Source organism: Desulfitobacterium sp. (assembly GCF_034927245.1).
Lineage (GTDB): Bacteria > Bacillota > Desulfitobacteriia > Desulfitobacteriales > Desulfitobacteriaceae > Desulfitobacterium_A.
On record NZ_JAYFQK010000006.1, the window covers coordinates 1 to 21,910 of the forward strand.

Annotated in this window: 19 protein-coding genes; all 19 read left to right on the top strand. The window is 43.9% G+C overall.

Going from position 1 to position 21,910, the window contains the following annotated elements:
* Positions 1–3 precede the first annotated feature (3 nt).
* A complete protein-coding gene (locus VB077_RS01465) occupies positions 4–1,320 on the top strand; it encodes an IS4 family transposase (RefSeq protein ID WP_416337011.1) in 1,317 nt (438 codons plus the stop codon).
* Between the two features lie 434 nt (positions 1,321–1,754).
* On the top strand, positions 1,755–2,030 hold the full coding sequence (locus VB077_RS01470) for a hypothetical protein (RefSeq protein ID WP_323413433.1): 276 nt from the start codon (positions 1,755–1,757) through the stop codon (positions 2,028–2,030).
* Complete coding sequence (locus VB077_RS01475) at positions 2,027–2,215, top strand: SHOCT domain-containing protein (protein WP_323413434.1); 189 nt, start codon at positions 2,027–2,029, stop codon at positions 2,213–2,215. Before VB077_RS01470 ends, VB077_RS01475 begins: the two co-directional genes overlap by 4 nt.
* 622 nt (positions 2,216–2,837) lie before the next feature.
* On the top strand, positions 2,838–3,614 hold the full coding sequence (locus tag VB077_RS01480) for an ABC transporter ATP-binding protein (RefSeq protein WP_323413435.1): 777 nt from the start codon (positions 2,838–2,840) through the stop codon (positions 3,612–3,614).
* Entirely contained in the window at positions 3,614–5,512 is a 1,899-nt protein-coding gene (locus tag VB077_RS01485; protein WP_323413436.1) for a putative ABC transporter permease subunit, read from the top strand. The genes VB077_RS01480 and VB077_RS01485 overlap by 1 nt, the downstream gene beginning before the upstream one ends.
* A gap of 180 nt (positions 5,513–5,692) precedes the next feature.
* The gene (locus tag VB077_RS01490) at positions 5,693–7,270 is read left to right on the top strand and encodes an ATP-binding protein (protein WP_323413437.1); all 1,578 of its coding nucleotides are present in this window, start codon (positions 5,693–5,695) and stop codon (positions 7,268–7,270) included.
* Positions 7,271–7,309: 39 nt separating this feature from the next.
* Positions 7,310–8,773 (top strand): sigma-54 dependent transcriptional regulator, encoded by a 1,464-nt coding sequence (locus VB077_RS01495; protein ID WP_323413438.1) that lies wholly within the window; start codon positions 7,310–7,312, stop codon positions 8,771–8,773.
* A 271-nt stretch (positions 8,774–9,044) separates the two neighbouring features.
* The gene (locus VB077_RS01500) at positions 9,045–9,920 is read left to right on the top strand and encodes a xanthine dehydrogenase family protein subunit M (protein WP_323413439.1); all 876 of its coding nucleotides are present in this window, start codon (positions 9,045–9,047) and stop codon (positions 9,918–9,920) included.
* Between the two features lie 26 nt (positions 9,921–9,946).
* On the top strand, positions 9,947–10,426 hold the full coding sequence (locus tag VB077_RS01505; RefSeq protein WP_323413440.1) for a (2Fe-2S)-binding protein: 480 nt from the start codon (positions 9,947–9,949) through the stop codon (positions 10,424–10,426).
* Between the two features lie 13 nt (positions 10,427–10,439).
* Positions 10,440–12,770: a xanthine dehydrogenase family protein molybdopterin-binding subunit gene (locus tag VB077_RS01510; protein WP_323413441.1), complete on the top strand. Its 2,331-nt coding sequence runs from the start codon at positions 10,440–10,442 to the stop codon at positions 12,768–12,770.
* 233 nt (positions 12,771–13,003) lie between these two features.
* Positions 13,004–15,637 (top strand): translation factor GTPase family protein, encoded by a 2,634-nt coding sequence (locus VB077_RS01515; RefSeq protein WP_323413442.1) that lies wholly within the window; start codon positions 13,004–13,006, stop codon positions 15,635–15,637.
* 18 nt (positions 15,638–15,655) lie between these two features.
* A complete protein-coding gene (locus VB077_RS01520) occupies positions 15,656–16,645 on the top strand; it encodes a diaminopimelate dehydrogenase (RefSeq protein WP_323413443.1) in 990 nt (329 codons plus the stop codon).
* Positions 16,646–16,877: 232 nt separating this feature from the next.
* Complete coding sequence (locus VB077_RS01525; RefSeq protein ID WP_323413444.1) at positions 16,878–17,561, top strand: glycosyltransferase family 2 protein; 684 nt, start codon at positions 16,878–16,880, stop codon at positions 17,559–17,561.
* 10 nt (positions 17,562–17,571) lie between these two features.
* Entirely contained in the window at positions 17,572–17,919 is a 348-nt protein-coding gene (locus VB077_RS01530; RefSeq protein WP_323413445.1) for a DUF2304 domain-containing protein, read from the top strand.
* On the top strand, positions 17,916–18,263 hold the full coding sequence (locus tag VB077_RS01535) for a hypothetical protein (RefSeq protein WP_323413446.1): 348 nt from the start codon (positions 17,916–17,918) through the stop codon (positions 18,261–18,263). The genes VB077_RS01530 and VB077_RS01535 overlap by 4 nt, the downstream gene beginning before the upstream one ends.
* A gap of 15 nt (positions 18,264–18,278) precedes the next feature.
* Entirely contained in the window at positions 18,279–19,541 is a 1,263-nt protein-coding gene (locus tag VB077_RS01540; RefSeq protein WP_323413447.1) for a glycosyltransferase family 39 protein, read from the top strand.
* Positions 19,513–20,214, top strand: a complete 702-nt coding sequence (locus VB077_RS01545) for a response regulator transcription factor (protein ID WP_323413448.1) — start codon at positions 19,513–19,515, stop codon at positions 20,212–20,214. Before VB077_RS01540 ends, VB077_RS01545 begins: the two co-directional genes overlap by 29 nt.
* The gene (locus tag VB077_RS01550) at positions 20,198–21,424 is read left to right on the top strand and encodes a HAMP domain-containing sensor histidine kinase (RefSeq protein ID WP_323413449.1); all 1,227 of its coding nucleotides are present in this window, start codon (positions 20,198–20,200) and stop codon (positions 21,422–21,424) included. The genes VB077_RS01545 and VB077_RS01550 overlap by 17 nt, the downstream gene beginning before the upstream one ends.
* 36 nt (positions 21,425–21,460) lie before the next feature.
* On the top strand, positions 21,461–21,868 hold the full coding sequence (locus VB077_RS01555) for a molybdenum cofactor biosynthesis protein MoaE (protein WP_323413450.1): 408 nt from the start codon (positions 21,461–21,463) through the stop codon (positions 21,866–21,868).
* Positions 21,869–21,910 lie beyond the last annotated feature (42 nt).

Below are 21,910 nucleotides of genomic sequence, written 5' to 3' on the forward strand. Positions count from 1 at the left end.
CAGCTGTTTTTACACCGGATTTGGCCTTATTTTAATCCAAAACCGAAAAAAAGTCACCCTTTTCTATTCTCCAAACAAAAAAGGATGACTTACAGTGGAATTTACTTCGATAAAGTGGAACTTACTTTGGAATTTAACCAAGAAATTTGGGCTAAAATTCATCAACAAGTTCCCAATCTGGATCGAAGAACTCAAAAACTTAAAACGAATCAACTTACCCTTCTTATTAGTCATGCTCAACTTCAAGAATTTAAAGCCTTGAGAAAGATTAGTTTAAGTGTTCAAAGTGAGCAGTTAAGTCAAGCTATTGGTTTAGAGAGCATTAGTCATAGCCAAATTTCCCGGAGACTAAGGGCCTTACCCGTTAAAGTTTCGGAAATGCTCTTCAAGGGTGTTCTTAATAAAGTCGCCCAAAGGAAAGGGTATAGCTCAATCCAACAACGTTTGGGAAAATTGTACATGATCGATGCATCCATCATTAGTCTGTGTCTTTCTCGGTATCCCTGGGCTGTGTTTCGGAAAAGCAAAGCGGGAATTAAAATGCATCTTCGCCTTAGTTTTGACGGAACCGCTGTCCCGGACGAGGTCATCATTACCCCGGCAAAAACGGCTGACAAGAACAAATTAGACGCGCTTATTGTTGTTGATGACAATGCGCTACATATCTTTGACCGAGGCTATATTGACTACAAATTATTTGAGAAATACTGTAAAGAGGGCATCCGATTTATCTGTCGCCTTAAAAATAATGCCATTGTTGAATTTACAGGGGTTGAACGACCTATTCGAGAAGAGGGTAGTATTGAAGAAGACGTGGATGTGATTCTTGGCGGAGGCTCTAAAAAAATGAAGCATCCCCTCCGAGTGGTTACGATTGATGACGGAGTCAATGAGCCCTTTTCCATTGTGACCAATGACTTTGAGCTAAGTGCGGAAGAAATCGGAGAGATCTACAGGTACCGCTGGCAAATCGAATTATTCTTCAAATGGTTAAAGCAACATTGTCAGGTTAAACATTTTTACGGCACAAGCGAGGCCGCAGTCACTAACCAATTACTGTTGTCCCTTTTGACCTACTGCTTACTAATCTTGCTCAAACTTGAAGTCGACTATAAAAGGGATTTGTTGACATTGCAAAGGGAGTTAATCGCTTGCCTTTTCGAAAACTTCGATTCGTTTGTGAGGAAGCTTCGACGACGAAGAAGAAAGAGTTCTCGGCGGATTAACTATGGTCAAATCTATGCCATGACAGAGCACCAGATCATGAATGAAAAGACGGATTGGCTCAATGAATTAACCTATGACCCCGTTATTCTGTAAAAAAGAATCGATGTAAGAATGTGGAAAAGGACTACCTCTTGGGTCAACGTTCCTTTGGACTCAAGTAGGAATAATCATCTGGTTGTATACACCAATAAAGTAAATTTAATCAAGCCTATTCTTCAATAAATTTTTTATTGACAAACCATGATCTAACTTAATGCAACGCTACTGAAATAGAATAGGTTTAGCAATAATCATAATTCATGCTATTTTACTGATAACCTTTACATTTATGACGCCAAAGCTGCCGATTTTCCAAGATTCCCATTCTTTGTCTTATGGCTTTCAGTGGAAAACCCGGTGAATATCACTCGGGATAACAAGAATAAAAACCTTAATAAAAAATTCATAAATATTTCAGGTGATTTTCAGGTGACGCCCTATAAGCGGCACTATAATTATTACAAATCGGATGGAGAGGGGTTGTTAAAGTGAAGAAATCAAAACTAGTTGCCGGCATATTGTTGATGATTTTAGGCATTGGGGTGGCAGTCGGTTCAGTTGCCCTTCATAGTTATGGATATGGTCCATATGGCATGATGAATTCGAGACATAATATTGTAAATAGGCCCGGTATGATGGGGGGCTATGGGTTTAGAGTAAAACCCAATCAAAATCAAGGACAAAAATCTAATCCAAATTCCGGAACTGCTCCTCAACCCAATCAGGGTCAAAATAATGGGCAGAATGGAGGGACTGCGCAATGATGATTTTAGGGATAATAATTTTCGCAGTCGGTTTATTTTTAGTTCTGGATTGCAGAAATCAAGTTTCAAACCATTTTTGTAAAAGAGAGGACAATGCTTTAAATATATTAAAAGAACGCTATGTTCGTGGTGAAATTACAACAGATGAATTCAGAACCATGAAAAGTGTTTTATCCGATGACTAAGCGCTACTAAGATTCCCACTTCTTAAGTACGAAAGTATCCAGTGGATACTTTTGCCGAACCGCAAACTACGTAGAACAACTTTAGCGGTGAGGATGAGATAAGTGGCGCTAAGTCCCTGGACATAGGAAGCTTGCTTGCTTTGCAAGCTTAGCTGACTTGTCCTCTGTGGGGATAAGTCAACTAAACTTCAGAAACAAGTGCAATAGTTCCACCGGAACTATCGGGAGTCAAAACTCCACTTAGAGCAAGCATTCCTTTATCAAAAGACTTTACGGCAAAAGGTGTCCATGAGAATTGAATATCACTATCTGTTAAGCCTTCGCGGGATTAATTCGCGAGGGCTTTCGTTTACTCGGAGATGGGCACGAAAACGGGGAATAACGATTTTTTGTCAATTGAGTATTTGAATGGTTCTTGCCATTTGAATAAAGAAGCTCTAAAATTAGCTATACTTGAAAAGTAGCGCCTGATCGGGAGGCGTTGCCCCTACACAAATTGTAGGGACTGGCAGGCAGGAATAGTAAAAAACTAGCAGAATTATAATTATATAGAAACAGACCCTTATCCTAACCGGATCGGCGAATGCCGAGAGTCTATTTTATTCTTAGGAGGAAAATTCAAATGGAAGAGGTTTTGATAAAAACCCATCAACTGACTAAGCGTTATGGTACTGTCCCGGTGGTCAATACACTTAACCTTGAGGTAAAAAGTGGGGAAATCTTTGGCTTCCTGGGACCGAATGGGGCAGGGAAGACTACAACGATTAAAATGTTAACCGGTCTGATGGAGCCGAGCGAAGGTGAGGCTTATATCTGCGGTTATGATATTAGAAAGCAGGCGACTCAAGCTAAAGCGCTGATGGCTTATGTGCCTGATCAGCCTAAACTATATGGCAAACTATCGGCACGCGAGTTCTTGCTGTTAATGGCGTCCCTTTATCGGATGCCCAAAGATGTCAGTGCCAAACGCGCGGAAATGTTGATGGAGATGTTTGGCCTTTCCGAACGTGCCGATGAACTCCTAGAGGGTTATTCACATGGAATGCGCCAGAAAGTTGTGCTGGCTTCGGCACTTATTCATCAACCCAAAGTAATGCTTTTAGACGAACCGACAGTCGGACTTGATCCGGCGAGTGCCCGCTTGCTCAAAGATGTCTTGCAGGCATTAGCAAAGCAAGGAGCGTCTATCTTTCTCTCGACCCATATTCTAGAGATCGCGGAGAGAATGTGTCACAGGGTTGGCATTCTCAAAGCGGGAAAACTGATTGCTCAGGGCAGCCCGGAGGAACTGCGCCAAACGGTTGGTCACGACGGAGAAAGCTTAGAAGATATCTTCCTCGACCTTACCGGAGACCAGGAAAGTGATGAGCTAATCAGAAGCTTGGAGGGAGATAGCTGATGAAGTTCACTTTACCCCCAACCTTAGAAGCGCCGCCGTTACCTCAATCCTTTGTTCGTGACTTTATGCTCCTTACAAAAAATCAATTGCGGGTGACATGGAACAAATGGCGGCATCGCCCTAAAAAAACCTGGATTGTGATGGGTTCCCTTTATGCAGGGTTACTGATTTTTATTACGTATTTGGGTTCTTTAGCCTATGGCGCAATCGGAAATGTCCCGTATGAATTGGGTCAGGGCCTGCTTAGCCTGTTATTTATGAGCGGCTTGATTGCTCAAATCTTTTTTGGAATCACCGCGGCCTTTTCTTCGCTTTATATGTCCGAGGATCTGGAACTTTTATTTACGGCACCGGTATCGGTCAGGGCAGTATTTGCCGTTAAGTCCCTAAGTGTGTTTGTTAGCAATTCAGTCATCGCGGTAATCTTTATGTTATTACCGGGAGTTTTTTATGGATTGCTTTTTCAAACAGGGGGTTTCTTTTATCTATTAGTTGTTCTCGTAACCTTGAGTTTCTTGATCCTTGGTACGGCTCTTGCCGAACTGTTTAACTTGTTAATCATGCGTATTGTTCCTCCTCATCGCAGCAAAGAAGCCATAGGTTTGATTGGGGCTGTGGCTGGAATTATGATGGCCCTGATGTTTCAGATCCCCAATCTAATGATGGGCAGAGAAAAACAATTCGATTTCAACTCTTGGCTGGGGGGCAATACCCAAATCTTTGAGGTCATGAACTTCTTCCCTTGGGGATGGGGTTCCAAGGCCTTAGCTTCAGCCATGTCAGATAATGCATTAGGCGGTTTGGCCTGGAGTTTACTCATCCTCTTGCTGGGTGTTTTGCTTTTCAGCTTGGCCTTTAGCCTTGTCGAACGAGGTTTTCGTCGGGGCTTTATTTCCTTAAGTCAAGGAGAAGGAGGACAACGCCGCAGGACAAAACGAAAAGAGAAAGGGCTTACCTCCGGTCAGATTTTACTAAAGGACTATTCCGACCAAGGAAGGAAATCTTCTCCATTAGAACAGATCTTTGCAACCCAACCGGGAGGGGATATGACCGGTGCTCAAGCCCCGGCACTTGTCGGCATATGGTCGGTGGCCAAAAAGGATTTACTCTATTTAAAACGAGATGCCAGGGAGTGGTTTGGTTATTTAACCCCTCTCATTCTCATGGCCTTTTTTATTGCCCAATATCTGTTCAGTGGTTCTAAGGCCTCACGTTCTTCATTAATAACCATTTTTATCATGTATACCATTATGTTCAGTGGCAATATGGCTTTGCAGTCCTTCGGCCGTGAAGGAGAATCGGACTGGTTATTAAACAGTGTGCCGCTTGCCGGCTGGCCGGTGGTTTTGGGCAAACTGCTTGCTTCAGTGCTTCCCACCTTGGTGCTGATGGAAGCCCTGTTGGTGGGAACCGGAGCAGCCATCGGCCTCGACTATTCGGTAGTCGTTGCTTTGGCCGTTGGGGCGGTTTTGCTGTCGCTCGGCTCAAGTGCCATCGGCCTGTTCTACTCCATTAATAATAGCCGTTATAATCCGGAGAGTCCGCAGCAGCGGATTGCCCCAAGTGCTTCTTTGATGATGTATCTCATCAATCTGGTTTTCATCTTGTTCCTAGCCTTAGGAATCACCTATATCTTCCATCCCGCTGAGTTAATCGCTGTTCTTGAGCAACTCCCACCCGCAACCTATGAAGGAGGATTTTTGTCAGCGCTCACCTATGGACTTTATCTTATAAGCAGGCCATTGCTCTGGCCCGCTTGGGCCGGGGTACTCATAGGGATTTTGGTAACCGGGGGAGTGTGGTCAGGGATGTTCTTTGGTTTTATGGCAGCAACCGTGCGCCAGAGCCGTAAAGGGTTTAGAGTGGAAATAGTGACTGGTAAGAAAAAAAGGGGATAAAGGAAACTTCCAGTATATTAAATGAAGCGCGGGGCAAGTTTGCTCTGCGCTTCATCATATTTCAGAGAATATTCATAAATGGCTATCCATGCGGAAAGAATTGGGTTGAGGCTGGCTTTTTATTCGCCACAAGCGGTGTGTGTTATAATCAAATCACAGTCTAAAAATGGAGTGTTTTAAATGGTACAGAGAGTGATTGAGGAACTGACAAGGCAGAATACGCGCATGGCCATTATCCAGCAAATTGCCAAACGAATTAACGTGGATATGTCCTATGATGATATTATCGACGAGGTGGCGGCGCCCCTGCACAGTGTATTGCCGTATGACCTTTTGAGTTTTTGCTTGATCGAAAATAATGAACTGATCATCAAAGCCTCAGTACCCAAAGGACAAACCATTCTGGAGGTTGGTTGGGTTCTGGATAAAAAGAATTCGGCCCCCTGGAAGGCCATTCATGACAAACGTTGCTTCTTAAGACAGGATATCTGGAACGATACGCATAAATACCTGGAAGATGACGACCTCCGTGCATTAGGACTTAAATCCGCGATTATGACTCCGCTCTTGGTTAATAATGTAGTGATTGGGGCTCTAAATTTCGCAAGCAAAAAAGCTTATGTCTATACGGAAAATGATTTTATTTTTGCTCATCAGTTAGCCGACCAACTGGCCGTCTGCATTAACAATGCGCGTCTTTTTAATGAAGTTTTAAAAAGTAAGCGGGAATGGGAGGAAACATTCAAGGCCGTACCGGACAGACTTTTTCTCATCGACTTGTCCTATAACGTCCTGCGTTCCAATAACTATGAATCGATCCATGAGTTAGGCCTAGGGCTTAAATGCTATGATATCTTTGCCTGCTGCGGGAATCAGTGCCAACTTTGTCCTACGGTGGAGGCGTTCCAAACGGGTAAAGCCAGTTTTGGTGAATTCACCCATACCGAAAACAAAAATATATATAATCTATCAGCTTATCCGGCCTACAATGAAAAAAACGAGTTCTACGGCGTCGTTGTCTACGTTCGTGATGTGACAAGTAAAAGAAGGCTGGAGACGCAGCTGTTTCAGTCGGCTAAGCTTGCTGCCATCGGGGAGATGGCCGCTGGAGTAGCCCATGAGTTGAATAGCCCCTTAACAGCCATCATCGGTAACTCTGGTTTAATATTAAGAAATGCATCCCTTAAAGATAAGGAGCAAAAACTGCTTGAAGACATTAAATCCTGCGGGCAGAGGAGCAAACGGATTATCCAAAACCTTCTTACTTTTTCCCGGCAGGACAGCTTAACCTTTGAACCGTTGACTCTCAACACTGTGGTCGAGGGCAGTTTAAACCTGATTGCCTATCAAATCGATAAAGACAAGATCACGATTCGTAAAGAGCTGAATCCACACATCCCCCCGCTAGAGGGCAACAAGCAGCAGTTGGAACAGGTCGTTATCAACTTATTATTGAATGCCCGGGATGCTTTGGAGGGTACGTCCGATGGCGAAATCATCATTAGTACAGGAATGAGAGAGGATGAAGAATCAGGCTGCACAATGGTCGAAATTAAGGTAGCGGATAATGGAAGAGGCATGACTGAGGATACGCTCAGACATATATTTATCCCCTTTTTTACGACCAAAGATAAAACGAAGGGGACAGGCCTCGGGCTTCCCGTCAGTATGGGGATTGCCCAAACCCACGGCGGACGTATAGGGGTCACGAGTGAGGTTGGTAAAGGAAGCGTCTTTTCCTTGATCCTTCCCCTGTAGCATATTTCCTTTATCCGTGAGTTTGAGGGGGGAAGAGCAGTGAAGAAACCAGAAATTCTAGTTATCGATGATGAGGTTGAAGTCGGTACCTTTTTTCAATATTACTTCCAGGAAGAAAAAGGTTACTCCATAGCCGTAGCAAACTCCGGCTCCGAAGCGAGAGTCCTTCTAAGCCATAAGTCTTTTGATATCGCTTTTGTCGATCTGAAACTGCCGGATACGGACGGAATTACTCTGCTTAAGAAAATCAAGGAGATCAATCCCCATTGTGCCGTCATCATTATGACGGGGTACAGCACGATCAAGTCTGCGGTCGAAGCCATGAGGCTGGGTGCTTTCGAATATATCGAAAAACCGTTTGATGAACTGGAAGAAATCGACACCTTGCTGGAAAGAGTCTTGCATTCGCTTAATAATAAACAGGAGTCCATTCACGATGAGCTCCACAAGTTGGCCGGAGAATTCAGCATTATTATGGCCGAAGAAAGTCCGTTAAAAGATATTATCCAATTGTGCAGGAAAATAGCAAGCCGTAAGATTGCCGTATTGATCGAAGGGGAGACCGGGACAGGCAAAGAGGTCTTAGCCCGGTTTATCCATGCCAACAGTCCTCGTGCCGGCAACCCCTTTATTGGGATCAACTGCGGGGCACTCACGGAATCACTCTTGGAAAGTGAACTTTTCGGACACGAAAAAGGGGCATATACCGGTTCCCAAGGGATTCGCCACGGAATTTTTGAATTGGCGAACAAGGGTACACTATTTCTGGATGAGGTAGGAGATGCCTCGCTGTCGATCCAAGTCAAATTGCTGCGTGTTCTTGAAACCGGTGAGTTTTTCAGGGTTGGCGGAGAAAAACCGCTAAAAACGGATGTGCGAGTACTGGCCGCTACAAATAAGAACCTTCGGCAGGCAGTCAGGGATAAACTTTTCCGGGAGGACTTGCTTTATCGGCTTGATGTTGTCAACTTTAATATTCCGCCTTTACGCGAAAGACGGATGGATATTTTGCCTCTGGTCAACTACTTCATCGAGAAAAATCTCCCGGAAGAGGAGAAAAATTTAAAGATCCGGTTTAATCAGCAGGCTATGAATTTACTGCAGAACTATTCTTGGCCGGGTAATGTCAGAGAACTGTCCAATGTTGTGGCGCGTGCTTTGGTGTTTAGAACAAGTAACCCGATGGGTTTGGAGAGTCTGCCCCAGCATATCGTGTTCCACGGCGAGGAAGATTTTCTGGCAAAACATGCGGATACTGAGACCCCGGTGGAAGAGATGCTTAGAGACTGGAGCCAAAGGCTGCTTAAAGTTATATTAAATAAGGGAAACATTGATTTTACAGAGCTTGAGAGAAAACTAAGACAAGAAGTCGCCTGGATTTCCCGGGGTGTGATCGAAGAGACCCTAACTAAGACCAACAATAGTCAGACAGATGCAGCAAAGGCACTGAATATCAGTCCTCGGATCTTGCGCTACCATCGAAATGAAAAAGGAATTGAGTAGCTTTCCTTTATTCACTGACGGCAGTCCGCCGACCTTTCGGCATACTGCCGTCTTTTCGTCGTAGATTGCTTGCGGAATTTACCTAATTTTTTGAAAAATACAATGTCGAATTTTGCTCATCAATGAGCTTATGTTGGCTTTTAACACGAATTTAGGCGTACTTGTTAGAATATTCACAAATATTGGCATGCATTTTGCTATATTTCTAATCAAGGGGTTTATTTTTTAGGGAGGATGATCTAATGATTGCTCATTTAAAGGAGGTATTTTCATGCTGTTAGACTACCTTTTCCCCGAAACTACCGAGCAGGCTCTGTCTATTCTGAAAGAGAAGCAAGGACAGGCAAGGGTTATTGCAGGGGGGACTGATCTGCTTCTCGATATGAAAGAAGGAAAAAAAGAAGCCGCAGTGCTGGTCGATATCACTCGGATTCCCGGATTGAAAGAGATTAAAGTGGACAATGGGATGGTTCAAATCGGTGCGGCGGTCACCCATAACCAGGCTGCAAAATCTGAGCTTGTCCGTGAAAAGGCTTTGGCTCTGGCTCAAGCTGCCAGAACGGTAGGTTCCTTGCAGATCCGTAACTCCGCTACGGTTGTAGGGAATGTCGTGAATGCACAACCTGCCGCTGATACGGCGGTCGCTTTGACAGCTTTTGATGCAGTGGCTGAAGTTCTATCGCCCGGGAAAAAAGAATACCTCCCGCTGGAAGAGCTATATACCGACCGTGCAGGTAAAAGCGCCTTGGATAGTGCGTCCCAACTCGTAACCCGGATTCAATTCCCTGCTTTATTAAAGAACCAGGGTTCGGCGTTTGAACGGCTTGAACAGCGTAAAGCATTAGCTCTGCCGATGCTTAATGCTGCCGTAGTTGTCTCGCTGTCAGGTGAATCTTTTGAGTGGGTGCGCATCGCTATGGCACCTGTTGGGACAAAACCGGTCCGTGCGACGGAAGCCGAAGCTCTCTTAGCCGGAGCAAAGGTCACACCGGAAATTATCGAAGAGGCCGCAAAAACAGCCATTGCTCAGGCTAACCCCAGAAACAGCCTGCTCAGGGGTTCCCGGGAATATCGCCTGGAGGTATTGCCTGTCCTGATTCGGCGTGCCTTGGAGTCAGCCGTGAGAGAGGCAAGAAACAACTTTTAACGATGATGATGATAAGGAGGTCAATCATGAGCAACACGATACTTTCATTTACTCTAAACGGAGAATTCACTGAAGTACAAGTATCTCCTTCTGATATGTTAGTGGATGTGCTCCGGGATAAATTGCACCTGACCGGTACTAAGAAAGGATGCGGTAAAGGGGAATGCGGAGCCTGTACGGTGATCATGAACGGGGAGGCTGTGAATTCCTGCATGGTTCCCGCCATGAAAGCCGAGGGGAGCAAGGTGGAAACCATCGAGGGGATCGGAAGCCCGGATAAGCTGCACCCGTTACAGGTGAGCTTCATGGATAATGGGGCGATCCAGTGTGGGTTCTGCACACCCGGTATGATCATGTCGGCCAAAGCCCTCATCGATAAAAAGGCAGAGCCCAGCAAAGAGGAAATTCAAGAAGCGCTTTCCGGAAATATCTGCCGCTGCACAGGATATGTCAAGATAGAAAAGGCCGTTTCCGATGCTGCCAAGCAAATCAGAGAAAATCTGTAAAGAAGGTGACGTGATGAAAGAATATACGACCGTAGGCAAAAGTGTCCGTAAGCTTGATGCCCTTGAGAAGGCGACGGGAACCGCCACCTTTTCCACCGATTTCTCGTTACCCGGGATGCTCTATGGAAAAGTGCTGCGCAGTCCATATCCCCATGCTCGAATCATTAAGATCGACACGACAGAAGCTGAGAAATTACCCGGGGTTAAGGCCGTGGCAACCTATCAGAATACCCCAAGAGAGTTATTCAATACATCCGCAACCATGACATTTACCGTACCTTCACTTGAGCCGGTCTTAGACCAATACATTTTTGATAATGTCGTGCGCTACGTAGGAGACGAGGTCGCGGCGGTAGCGGCCACAAGCGAGAGGATCGCCGAAGAAGCCTTGAAGTTGATCAAGGTCGAATACGAGGAACTGCCCGCTGTGTTTGATCCGCTGGAAGCGATGAAGCCGGAGGCCCCGGATATCCAAGGCCCTTGTCGTGAAGGGAAGAATATTCCCGGGGAAACCGTCAAGATTCCTGTGGGAGATGTGGCAAAAGGCTTTGCAGAGTCAGACATCATCATAGAAAAACAATTTAAGTTGCCCATTCAAAAGCAAGCCCAGTTGGAAACCCAAGCCGCTGTCGCCCAGGTCGGTGTTGACGGAAAAATCACCGTGTGGTCGACCACTCAGACACCCCACCCCACCCGGATGATTCTTTCTAAAATTTTCGGGGTACCGCACAGCAAAATTCGGGTGTTAAACCCTCCTTATGTCGGTGGCGGATTCGGTGTACGGATTGGTTTGAGCGCTAAAGCCGAGCCCATCGCCGTAGCACTTTCCATCCTTGCCAAAAAACCGGTCAAGATCGTCTATTCCAGAGAAGAAGACTTTATTGCTTCCGACACCCGCCACGGTGGGTATGTAACCGTTAAGCTCGGAGCCAAAAGTGACGGTACGTTCCACGCCCTGGATCTAAGAGCGGTTTTGGATGCAGGGGCTTACTGCAGCTTCAGCTGTGAAACCCCGGGTGTGCTGGGAGCGATGGGACTATCCGTGTACCGCATCCCGAACGAATACTATTACGGGCATAGTGTCTATACCAATAAAACCCCTGCCGGGGCCATGCGCGGCTTCGGAAACCCTCAGGCCATGTTCCCTATCGAGTCCGTTGTGGATATGATGGCTGAAAAATTGAACATGGATCCTCTCGAGTTACGCATGAAAAATATAATGAAAGTCGGCGACCCCTGGTGTCTTCCTTATCCCTGCCAATCAACCGGACTGGCGGAGTGCATTGAAAAGGGAGCGAAAAGCATCGGTTGGGAGCGCCGCGGCAAGCTGAACAAGCCCGGTGCCAAAAAATTAAGAGGAATTGGGGTAGGCGTAGGTACCCACTGCAGTAATGCTTGGCCGTTCTGCGTAGACTATGATAATGCCATTATCACCGTGCAGCAAGACGGGTCAATCCATCTCGCTTCCGGGGTTCCGGACATCGGGACAGGAACGAGCACCACACTCCCGCAATTTGCCGCTGAGGTACTCGGTGCCCGACTGGAAGACGTCAATATAACCTTTGCCGATACACAGAGCACTCCTTTTGATATCGGCAGTCATGCCAGCCGGACTTGCTATGCAGCAGGCACCGCCGTTGTTGCTGCGGCGACAGACGCCCGGAAGCAGATCTTAGAATATGCCGGAAACCTTTTCGAAGTTCCGCCGGAAAATCTGGATATCAAGGACTCAGAGATCTATATCATAAACCAGAATCTCGGTGAGGATTGCAAGGGAAGCGGAGTATGTCAAATCGGGGAAGGTAAAAAGACGATGACCTTGAAGGAACTGGCCTATCATGCCCACCTGCGCAACAAACAGTTTATCGGGGTAGGCCGTATTGTTCCCGGAAATGCACCGCCGTGGCATGCTCATTTTGCCGAGGTCGAAGTGGACACGGAAACAGGTCAAGTCAAAGTGATTAAGGTTGCTGCGGCTCACGATGTGGGTAAGGCGATCAACCCGGTCATTGTCGAAGGACAAATCGAGGGAGGAGTCCTGATGGGCGTAGGGTATGCCGTCAGCGAGGAAATACGCTACGATGACAAGGGCCGCCAAATTCACAGCAGCCTTCATAAATACTTTCTCCCCACGATCGAGGACACTCCGGAGATTGATGCGATCTTAGTCGAATCCAACGAACCGAGTGGTCCTTTCGGTGCCAAGGGTGTGGGAGAGACCGGATTAGTCCCCACGGCCGGAGCCATTGCCAATGCAGTTTATGATGCAACTGGTGTCCGCTTTTATGAGATTCCCTTAACCGAAGAAAGGGTTTACAAAGCTCTCAAACAAAACGGATATTAATGAAAGTAAGGGAGTCGTTGCTAAACGAACCGAATCGTTCGTGAGCAGCGGCTCCTTTTTAATTATAAGCCGATAACGCTTCCAAATAATTCTTGTTCAAACCGGACGCTTTAAGGTACAATGGTTTTTGAACAACTATAAATTTAGCTGGGAATGGTCATGACTTAACTGTTAACTTGGCTGAGAGCGGATTGTCATATTGTTTTTAATAATCGAAGGATTTGAAATAAATAATGAAAAATTTAGTGATTGGAATATTGGCACATGTGGATGCGGGTAAGACGACATTATCGGAGAGTATCCTTTATCTGAGCGGTAAAATCGGAAAATTGGGAAGAGTGGACAATAAGGATGCTTATTTAGACACCTTTGAGTTAGAAAAGGCGAGAGGGATCACCATTTTTTCCAAGCAGGCCGTTTTTAAAATGGGTGAGACACAGATTACCTTACTGGATACCCCGGGGCATGTTGACTTTTCGGCTGAAATGGAGAGAACACTTCAGGTGCTGGATTATGCCATTTTAGTGATCAGCGGTGCGGATGGAGTACAGGGGCATACCAAAACCTTATGGCGGCTGCTTGACATGTATCAGATCCCTGTTTTTTTATTTGTCAATAAGATGGATCAGAAGGGGACAGATAAGAACACGTTAATGCCGGACTTGAAAAAGCAGCTGGACGATGGCTGTATCGAATTCGGACAAGTTAAGACAGTGGACTTTTACGATCAATTAGCGATGTGTGATGAAATAATGATGGAAAGTTTTCTGGAAACGGGAAAAATTGAAACCGTACAGATTCAAAAAGCAGTCCTGGAACGCAAGGTTTTTCCGTGCTTTTTCGGTTCGGCTTTAAAATGTGAGGGTGTCGAGCAATTTATGCAAGGCCTGGTGAAATATGCCCTGATCCCTTCATACCCCGACGAATTCGGAGCAAAGATATTTAAAATAGCAAGAGATTCGCAGGGAAACCGACTTACATACATGAAGCTTACGGGCGGAAGACTAAAGGTCAAGGATATCTTAAAAAATCGCGGTTGGGAAGAGAAGGTTAATCAAATTCGCATTTATTCCGGACAGAAATACGTGGCCGTGAACGAGATTGGGGCAGGTTCTGTATGCGCAGTAACCGGGCTTAGCCAAACCAGACCGGGAGAGGGCTTAGGGATAGAAGAAGCTTCAGAAGGACCTGTATTGGAACCGGTGCTTTCTTATCAAATTATTCTCCCGGAAGGCTGTGACCCGAGAGTGATGCTTCCCAAACTGCGGCAGATTGAGGAAGAGGAGCCGGAACTTCATATCGTTTGGGATGAGCAGTCACAGGAAATTCAGGCTCAGATCATGGGAGAGGTGCAGATTGAAATTCTGCAAAGCCTTATCCAAAGCCGTTTCGGTGTGGATGTAGCCTTCGATACAGGAAGAATTTTATATAAAGAGACGATTGTGAATGCGGTAGAAGGGGTAGGGCATTTTGAACCCTTGCGGCATTATGCGGAGGTCCACCTGTTACTCACGCCGGGTGAGCCGGGAAGCGGTTTGCAATTTGGCGCGAAATGCAGTGAGGATACTTTAAGTAAAAACTGGCAAAGACTTGTTTTAACTCATCTGGAAGAAAAAGCTCATAAAGGGGTTCTAACCGGTTCAGCGATTACCGATATGAATATTATTTTAGTCTCGGGTCGGGCACACACTAAGCATACGGATGGCGGTGACTTCAGAGAGGCCACTTATCGGGCGGTGCGCCAGGGCTTAAAGGAGGCAGAATCCATATTATTGGAGCCCTATTATGCCTTTGAGCTGGAACTGCCTGTGAAAATGGTAGGAAGAGCGATGACCGATATTGAGAAGATGTGGGGTACATGTGAGATATCACAGACCCATGACGAGATGGCGGTTCTGGTGGGAAGCGCCCCGGTGGTTACGATGAGGAATTATCAGCAAGAGGTCGTTGCCTATACCAAAGGACTCGGCAGACTGTTTTGCAGCCTGAAAGGGTACGAACCATGCCATAATACCGAAGAGGTCATCGCAAGTATCGGATATGATTCGGAAAGGGACTTGGAAAATCCGACAGGTTCTGTATTTTGTGCCCACGGCGCAGGCTTTTTGGTGCCTTGGGATAAAGTAAAGGACTACATGCATGTTGAAAGCTGTCTGCAGAACAAAGATGATTTATCGGGGGAAACAGCCCCCAAGCTGATCCCCTATACAGAACAGAGGTCAATCAGTTTAGATGAGATTGATCAAATTATGCAAAAAACCTTTTATGCGAACAAAGGAAAAAAGTCGGCTTGGAAAAAACGCAAAACGGCCCGTGAAAGTTATTATGAATCGGTTGCTTATACCATCAGGGAAAAGGAAGTTAAAGAAGAGTATCTCCTTGTGGACGGCTATAATATCATCCATGCCTGGCCTGAACTGAAAGCGCTTACCGCTGATAATATGGATGGGGCCAGAATGAAATTGCTTGATTCCCTCAGTAATTATCAGGGGATTAGAAAATGCCGGATTATCGTTGTATTTGATGCTTACCGTGTTCAGAGAAATTTTGCGGAGGTCACCGACTATCATAATATCCATGTGGTTTTTACCAGGGAGGCCCAGACGGCAGACCAATATATTGAAAGGTTTGCCCATGACAATCAGAAGAATTATAATATAACAGTAGCGACGTCAGACGGTTTAGAGCAGCTTATTATTAGGGGGGCAGGATGTTCCTTATTATCCGCCAGAGAACTGAAAATTATGATCGATGGGGCTAATGAAAGAATAAAGCAGGAAATACAGGGAAAAGACCGCAATTACCTGATTGATGCAGTGTCCCCGGAAGCAAAACAACAGATGGAAAAAATGAGTAAAAAAACATAGTCAAAGGAGAAATATAGTATGAACAAAATCAGAATAGGAATTATCGGTTATGGAAATCTGGGGAAAAGTGTGGAATTAGGAATTCGGCAGAATAAGGATATGGAGCTTGTCGGCGTGTTTACAAGACGTGAACCTTCAACAATTAAGACGCTGACAGAAGGTGTAAAGGCTTACTCCATTGATGAGGCCAAGAATATGACAGATCAAATCGATGTTATGGTATTATGCGGCGGAAGCATGTCAGATATGCCTGTCCAGGGTCCTCTATTTGCCGGTATGTTCAATACAGTCGATGGTTATGATACACATGCGAAAATCCCGGATTATTTTGATGCAGTCAATAAAAATGCATTAGAAGCCGGGAAAGTCTGCATTATTTCAAGCGGATGGGATCCGGGTATGTTTTCACTCAATCGCTTATATGCAGAGGCAATCCTGCCTGAGGGAAACACCTATACTTTCTGGGGAAAAGGGGTCAGCCAAGGGCATTCGGATGCGATCAGAAGGATAAAAGGGGTCAAGAATGCAAAACAGTATACAATTCCTATAGAAAATGCCATAGAAGCCGTTAAAAAAGGTGATTCCCCGGAACTTACCGCAAGAGAAAAACACAGAAGAGAGTGCTTCGTCGTTGCTGAAGAAGGCGCTGATAAAACTCAGATCGAGCATGACATAAAAACAATGCCTAATTATTTCTCAGACTATGACACAGAAGTACACTTTATTACCGAAGAGGAATTGGAAAAAAATCATAGTGGTTTGCCTCATGGCGGATTAGTTATCCGTCATGGAAAAACAGGATTAAAGGGAGAAAATAACCATGTGATAGAATATAAATTGGATTTGGATTCTAACCCGGATTTCACGGCAAATGTGCTGCTTGCCTACGCAAGAGCAGCCTATCGCTTAAATCAGGAGGGTGTATCCGGTGCGAAGACCGTTGTCGATATTGCCCCTGCTTATCTCTCTAACAAATCAGGAGAAGAAATCAGAAAGTCTATCCTATAAGTTATCTTTTTACTGAGATTTCGGAACTCTTGGACAGAGCCCGTGCAAAACGAATGCACGGGCTCTTGTTTGTTTAATCGATGTTCAGCTTTAGCTGAACGAGTTCACTACGAATTTTTTATAAAGCTTGTTCTTATCTTTCGAAAGTCTTCATAACTCCTTTTCTTTTTCTTCAAGGATTAATTTTACAATATACCTGTGACACAAAGTTAATACCTTAAGGAGGTATCTTATGAAGACACTGGTAGTAATACCGGCCTATAACGAACAAAGCACCATAAGTGGCGTGATCGAATCCATTAAGCACTACCAACCCGGGGTTGATATCGTAGTGATCAATGATGGCTCAATTGATAACACATCTTTTGCAGCCAAAGGGGCGGGGGCCTTAGTGATCGATCTGCCCCAAAACCTTGGCATCGGGGGAGCTGTTCAAACCGGATATATGTATGCTAAAAGACACAACTATGATATCGTCATTCAGATTGATGGGGATGGGCAGCACAATCCCAGGGATATACCAAAGCTGATTAAAGCGATTGAAATGGATGAGGCTGATCTGGTCATTGGTTCGCGGTTTGTAAAGGAAACAGATTATCCATCAAGTCCCATGCGCCAAATCGGCATCGCTTTTTTTTCTAAGTTGGTGTCCTTTCTTTGCAAAAAACACTACTTCGATACGACATCAGGCTATAGAGCGATCAATAAAAAAGGGATTGAACTCTTTTCCCAATATTACCCTAAAGATTATCCCGAAGTTGAGACAATAGTCTATGCTTCCAATAGAGGAATGAGGATTAAAGAAATATCGGTCAAAATGAATAAGAGGCAGGGTGGGAGGTCATCGATTACACCCCAAAAATCCATCTATTACATGCTAAAAGTGACCTGTGTACTGCTTCTGCAACCATTTTAAGGAGGGCAATATGATGAGTCCGTATACCTATTCATTTCTTTTATCTCTTCTGATGCTATTTCTGACATTATACTTTATCAAAAAACGGATGCTCGAATTCAAATACAGCATACTCTGGATCATAACAAGCCTTTTTATGATTGTTTTCTCAACTCATAAAGAACTTACTGATCTTTTGGCGGCGATGGTCCATATTTCTTATCCTCCGGCTTTTTTGTTCGTAACAGCCTTGGTATTTATTCTTGTTTTGATTTTTTATCTGACTTTGGTGATCTCTGATGTTCAGAAGAAAATGACAAAGGTCATTCAAGAAGTGGAAATTATAATGAGTTGTTCTGAAAAAGGAGAGCAGAAATGATCTACCTGTTATTGACCTTAAATATTATCTTATTAGTTTTTGGACAAACGCTTTGGAAGTTAGGACTAACAGGCAGTAACTTAAAGCCTAGTCTCAGTGCAGTTATGCCAATTCTTTTTAATCCTTATATTCTAGGCGGGCTAGTCATCTATGCTTTGGCGACAGTCATTTGGCTCTATATTCTCTCTCAGGCCGAACTGTCCCTGGTGTATCCTCTTCAGAGCTTGTCCTATGTGGCCGCTGCCTTTATTGCCATGTTTGTATTTAAAGAGCACTTGCCTTTCACGCGGTGGATTGGGATTGGGTTTATTATTATGGGTGCCTATTTTGTTTCGATTAAATAGTCAATAGGAGGAAACATGTTCAGTTTAGCTCGTGAAGAAAAATGGATAAAAATTAGTTTGTTGGTGCTTTCAGCTATATTTTTTAGTATTAGCTTGTATGCAGTACTTAGATATGGTGACAGCAATTTCCTTGGAAGTCTAGACAAAATGAATAATGATGATGTCAAATACATCAGAAGCGCGTGGACATTTTTGGATACCGGGATGTTAACCTATCAAAATGCAGATGAGCCCACCGTTTTTATTATGCCCGGCCTCCCCCTTACCCTTGCTTTTTTTATGAGTGTCTTTGGAAAGATTGAGGGAATAACTGCATTTCGGATTTTTCAAGTGATTCTGCAGACTTTTTCCCTTTTCTTAGTGTTTTTCATTGGCAGAAAAACTTTTAACAGTAGAGTGGCAATCATGGCCTGCGGCTTAAATCTTTTTTATGTAGCGGAATTTTATGCGGCCACGTTAATATTGACTGAAGTAATTTTTAAATTTCTCCTTTTGCTCTTGGTTTATATCTCGTTTTACGCTGTAGAAGAAAAGAGGACCCGTTATTATGTTTTGGGTGGTCTGGTATGGGGAGCGGCCTGCCTCTTCCGCCCGACCATTGCCGCTTATCCTGCCGTCATATTTGTCATATGGTTGATAAAACGATATACGCTGAGAGAAATGTTCAAGTACACTGTAATCACCTTAACAATCTTCAGCGCTGTCTTAAGTCCCTGGTGGATAAGAAATGATAAGATTTATGACAGGTTTATACCGTTAACACTCTCCTCAGGGAATCCATTTTTGCAGGGAACTTATGTTAACTATGATCAGAGCAAAGATTACACGAATTATACCATAGGGAAAACAGAAATCGAGAGCAACCAGAATCAAATGAATGCAGGAATTGATCGGCTAAAAACTTATGGAGTAAAGGAACCTTTGAAGTACTTATACTGGTATACTTTAGGTAAGTCATTCTACCTTTGGAGAATCCCATTTTACTGGAAAGAAATTCTGGGTGTACCCATCATAGCCGCGGCAATCTTCCATGTTATAATTTTAGGGATGGCTGTTGCGGGAATCATTAGATCCTTTAAAGGAAAGGATAAACGCTTTACACTAACATTTACTGTGATTGTCTATTTTAACTTAATTTATTTACCGTATTATGCATTTGAGAGGTATGCCTATCCGGTTATGCCTTTTGTAATGATTTTTGCGGCATTCACGATTTTAGAGTTTTTTAAAAAACGTTGGGGGAGATTTCGTGGAGAAGCAGAGGGTTCTTATTGTTGATGATGAACAGGACATTTGTGATTTAATTGAGATCTATTTATCGAATGAAGGCCTTGAAGTGGTAAAGGCTTCCGATGGGATTGAAGCGCTTAATGTGCTGAAAGAAATGGACATTGACCTTATTATTTTGGATGTCATGATGCCTAAAATGGATGGTATTCAGGCGTGTATGCAAATTAGAAAGGATAAGAGCATGCCTATCATTATGCTATCGGCAAAAGGAGAGGACCTGGATAAAATTCTGGGACTGAATACAGGGGCGGATGACTATGTAACCAAGCCCTTTAATCCTTTGGAAATCGTGGCAAGGGTAAGGTCACAGCTCAGGCGGTATAAAGTACTTAATCACCCCTCTTTAGAATCAAAAGACGAGATCCAAGTCGGTGATCTTGTCATCAATACCGCCGCCCATCAAGTTTTTCTTGAAGACAAGGAGATTAGGCTTACTCCAACCGAATTTTCTATCCTTGAAACGTTAATGCGGAATAAGGGCAGGGTTCTGAGTACGCAGAGAATCTACGAACTTGTTTGGAGTGAATCGGCTTTTGAGTGCGAAAATACGGTCGCGGTTCACATTAGAAATCTCAGAGAAAAAATAGAGATCAATCCAAAGGAACCGAGATATATCAAGGTCGTCTGGGGGGTAGGCTATAAAGTTGAAATGGATAATTAGCCATAAAAGAATCATTATTACAGGATTAGTCACCTTATTTTTCTTTAACTCGAGCATTACGACATTGCCCTATGTAGAATACGGAATCTTGAATAATTATCTGTTCTATACGGTCATTACTTTTATACTCGTTTTTAACGCAGATAAGATTTTTGATTTTTTAAGATCCCCTCAAAAGTATTTAGAAAAGGTTCCCTTTAAGAAATTGACCATTCATCTCATCGTGATAAATATTCTTAGCGTTATTCCATCATTCGTTATATTTAAATATCTAACCTATTTTTTCCATTCACCGGTTATTCCGATGCTTGTATCTTGTGTTGTCGTTGTTGTGGTACAAACTATCTTAATCAGGACGAAAATAAATTATATTAAAGAAATAGTTGACGGTGTGACTGAGATATCTAAAGGGAAACTGGATTATAAAATTACAGTGCGAGGAACGGATGAACTCAAGGTCCTAGCGGAGAATATCAATCAAATGTCACTCGAACTTCAACGCAAAATCGAAGATGAACGACGAGCTGAGCAGACAAAAAATGAGTTGATTACGAATGTTTCTCATGATCTAAAAACACCTTTAACCATTATTATTGGATATCTTACCCTCTTAAAGGATAAGAAATATGATAGTGAGACGATGGCCCAATATTTTGAAAAAACATATAATAAATCCTTAAAACTCAAGAAGTTGATCGAAGATTTATTCGAGTATACGAAGGTTTCAAACGGAGTACTAAGGGTTGACAGATCCAAGGTAAATCTTGTCGAACTATTAGAGCAGCAAATCGGAGAATTATCCGTTTTAGCCAAACAAAAAAATATATGCATTGAAAAGGATTTTCAATGCAGCGAGATAATCGTGAATATTGATCCGGCACTTATGGCAAGGGTGTTTGAAAACATATTGTCTAATGCGGTTAAATATAGTTATAGCGATCCTCAAGGAATAATCTTTGTTAAAATTACTCAAGAAAAAGATCAGGCCGTTGTTATGGTTGAGAATCAGGGAGACACGATTCCGACAGAGATGCTCCCCTTAATCTTTGAACGTTTTTACAGGGTTGATAAGTCCAGAAACTCGAAAATTGCCGGTTCGGGACTTGGACTTGCCATAGCCAAAAGTATCGTTGATCTTCATGGAGGGAACATATATGCTGAATCAGAGGGAAATAGGGTGAGGGTATATGTGGTTCTGCATATGGAGTGAAACTCACAATTTGGATATAAAGGAGAGAATTAGTTTATGATTAATGAAAGAATGAAAAAGACTGCACCATCGGTCGATGAATGGCTCAAAGAGGCAAAAGCGGATCCAAAGGCTTTACAGGACGGCATGTTTTTAGTCCACAACGGGGTAGTGCGTCAAACGCCTAAAGCCAAGGTGCGCCAGGGAATTGATGACGGTTCGACGGTAAAAGGAATGGAATTTGCCTATGACGCGGCAAAGGTTGATGCGGCGATTGCTGAAACCTATAAGATGGACGGCATTTTCCATGTCCGGGTTTGGCTCAATGAGGGCCGGCTGGATGTTGGTGATGATATCATGTATGTACTAATCGGCGGTGATATTAGACCCCATGTTATAGATGCCCTGCAATTCCTGGTTGGAAAGATTAAAACCGAATGTGTTGTTGAAATAGAACAAAAATAGTGAATAAACATAAAATCTCAGGCGGGCTTCAGACGAAGGTTC

Coding starts and splice junctions, on each gene's coding strand:
- VB077_RS01475 (WP_323413434.1), top strand. CDS start 2,027: ATGATGATTTTAGGGATAATAATTTTCGCAGTCGGTTTATTTTTAGTT.
- VB077_RS01480 (WP_323413435.1), top strand. CDS start 2,838: ATGGAAGAGGTTTTGATAAAAACCCATCAACTGACTAAGCGTTATGGT.
- VB077_RS01485 (WP_323413436.1), top strand. CDS start 3,614: ATGAAGTTCACTTTACCCCCAACCTTAGAAGCGCCGCCGTTACCTCAA.
- VB077_RS01490 (WP_323413437.1), top strand. CDS start 5,693: ATGGTACAGAGAGTGATTGAGGAACTGACAAGGCAGAATACGCGCATG.
- VB077_RS01500 (WP_323413439.1), top strand. CDS start 9,045: ATGCTGTTAGACTACCTTTTCCCCGAAACTACCGAGCAGGCTCTGTCT.
- VB077_RS01505 (WP_323413440.1), top strand. CDS start 9,947: ATGAGCAACACGATACTTTCATTTACTCTAAACGGAGAATTCACTGAA.
- VB077_RS01510 (WP_323413441.1), top strand. CDS start 10,440: ATGAAAGAATATACGACCGTAGGCAAAAGTGTCCGTAAGCTTGATGCC.
- VB077_RS01515 (WP_323413442.1), top strand. CDS start 13,004: ATGAAAAATTTAGTGATTGGAATATTGGCACATGTGGATGCGGGTAAG.
- VB077_RS01520 (WP_323413443.1), top strand. CDS start 15,656: ATGAACAAAATCAGAATAGGAATTATCGGTTATGGAAATCTGGGGAAA.
- VB077_RS01525 (WP_323413444.1), top strand. CDS start 16,878: ATGAAGACACTGGTAGTAATACCGGCCTATAACGAACAAAGCACCATA.
- VB077_RS01530 (WP_323413445.1), top strand. CDS start 17,572: ATGATGAGTCCGTATACCTATTCATTTCTTTTATCTCTTCTGATGCTA.
- VB077_RS01535 (WP_323413446.1), top strand. CDS start 17,916: ATGATCTACCTGTTATTGACCTTAAATATTATCTTATTAGTTTTTGGA.
- VB077_RS01540 (WP_323413447.1), top strand. CDS start 18,279: ATGTTCAGTTTAGCTCGTGAAGAAAAATGGATAAAAATTAGTTTGTTG.
- VB077_RS01555 (WP_323413450.1), top strand. CDS start 21,461: ATGATTAATGAAAGAATGAAAAAGACTGCACCATCGGTCGATGAATGG.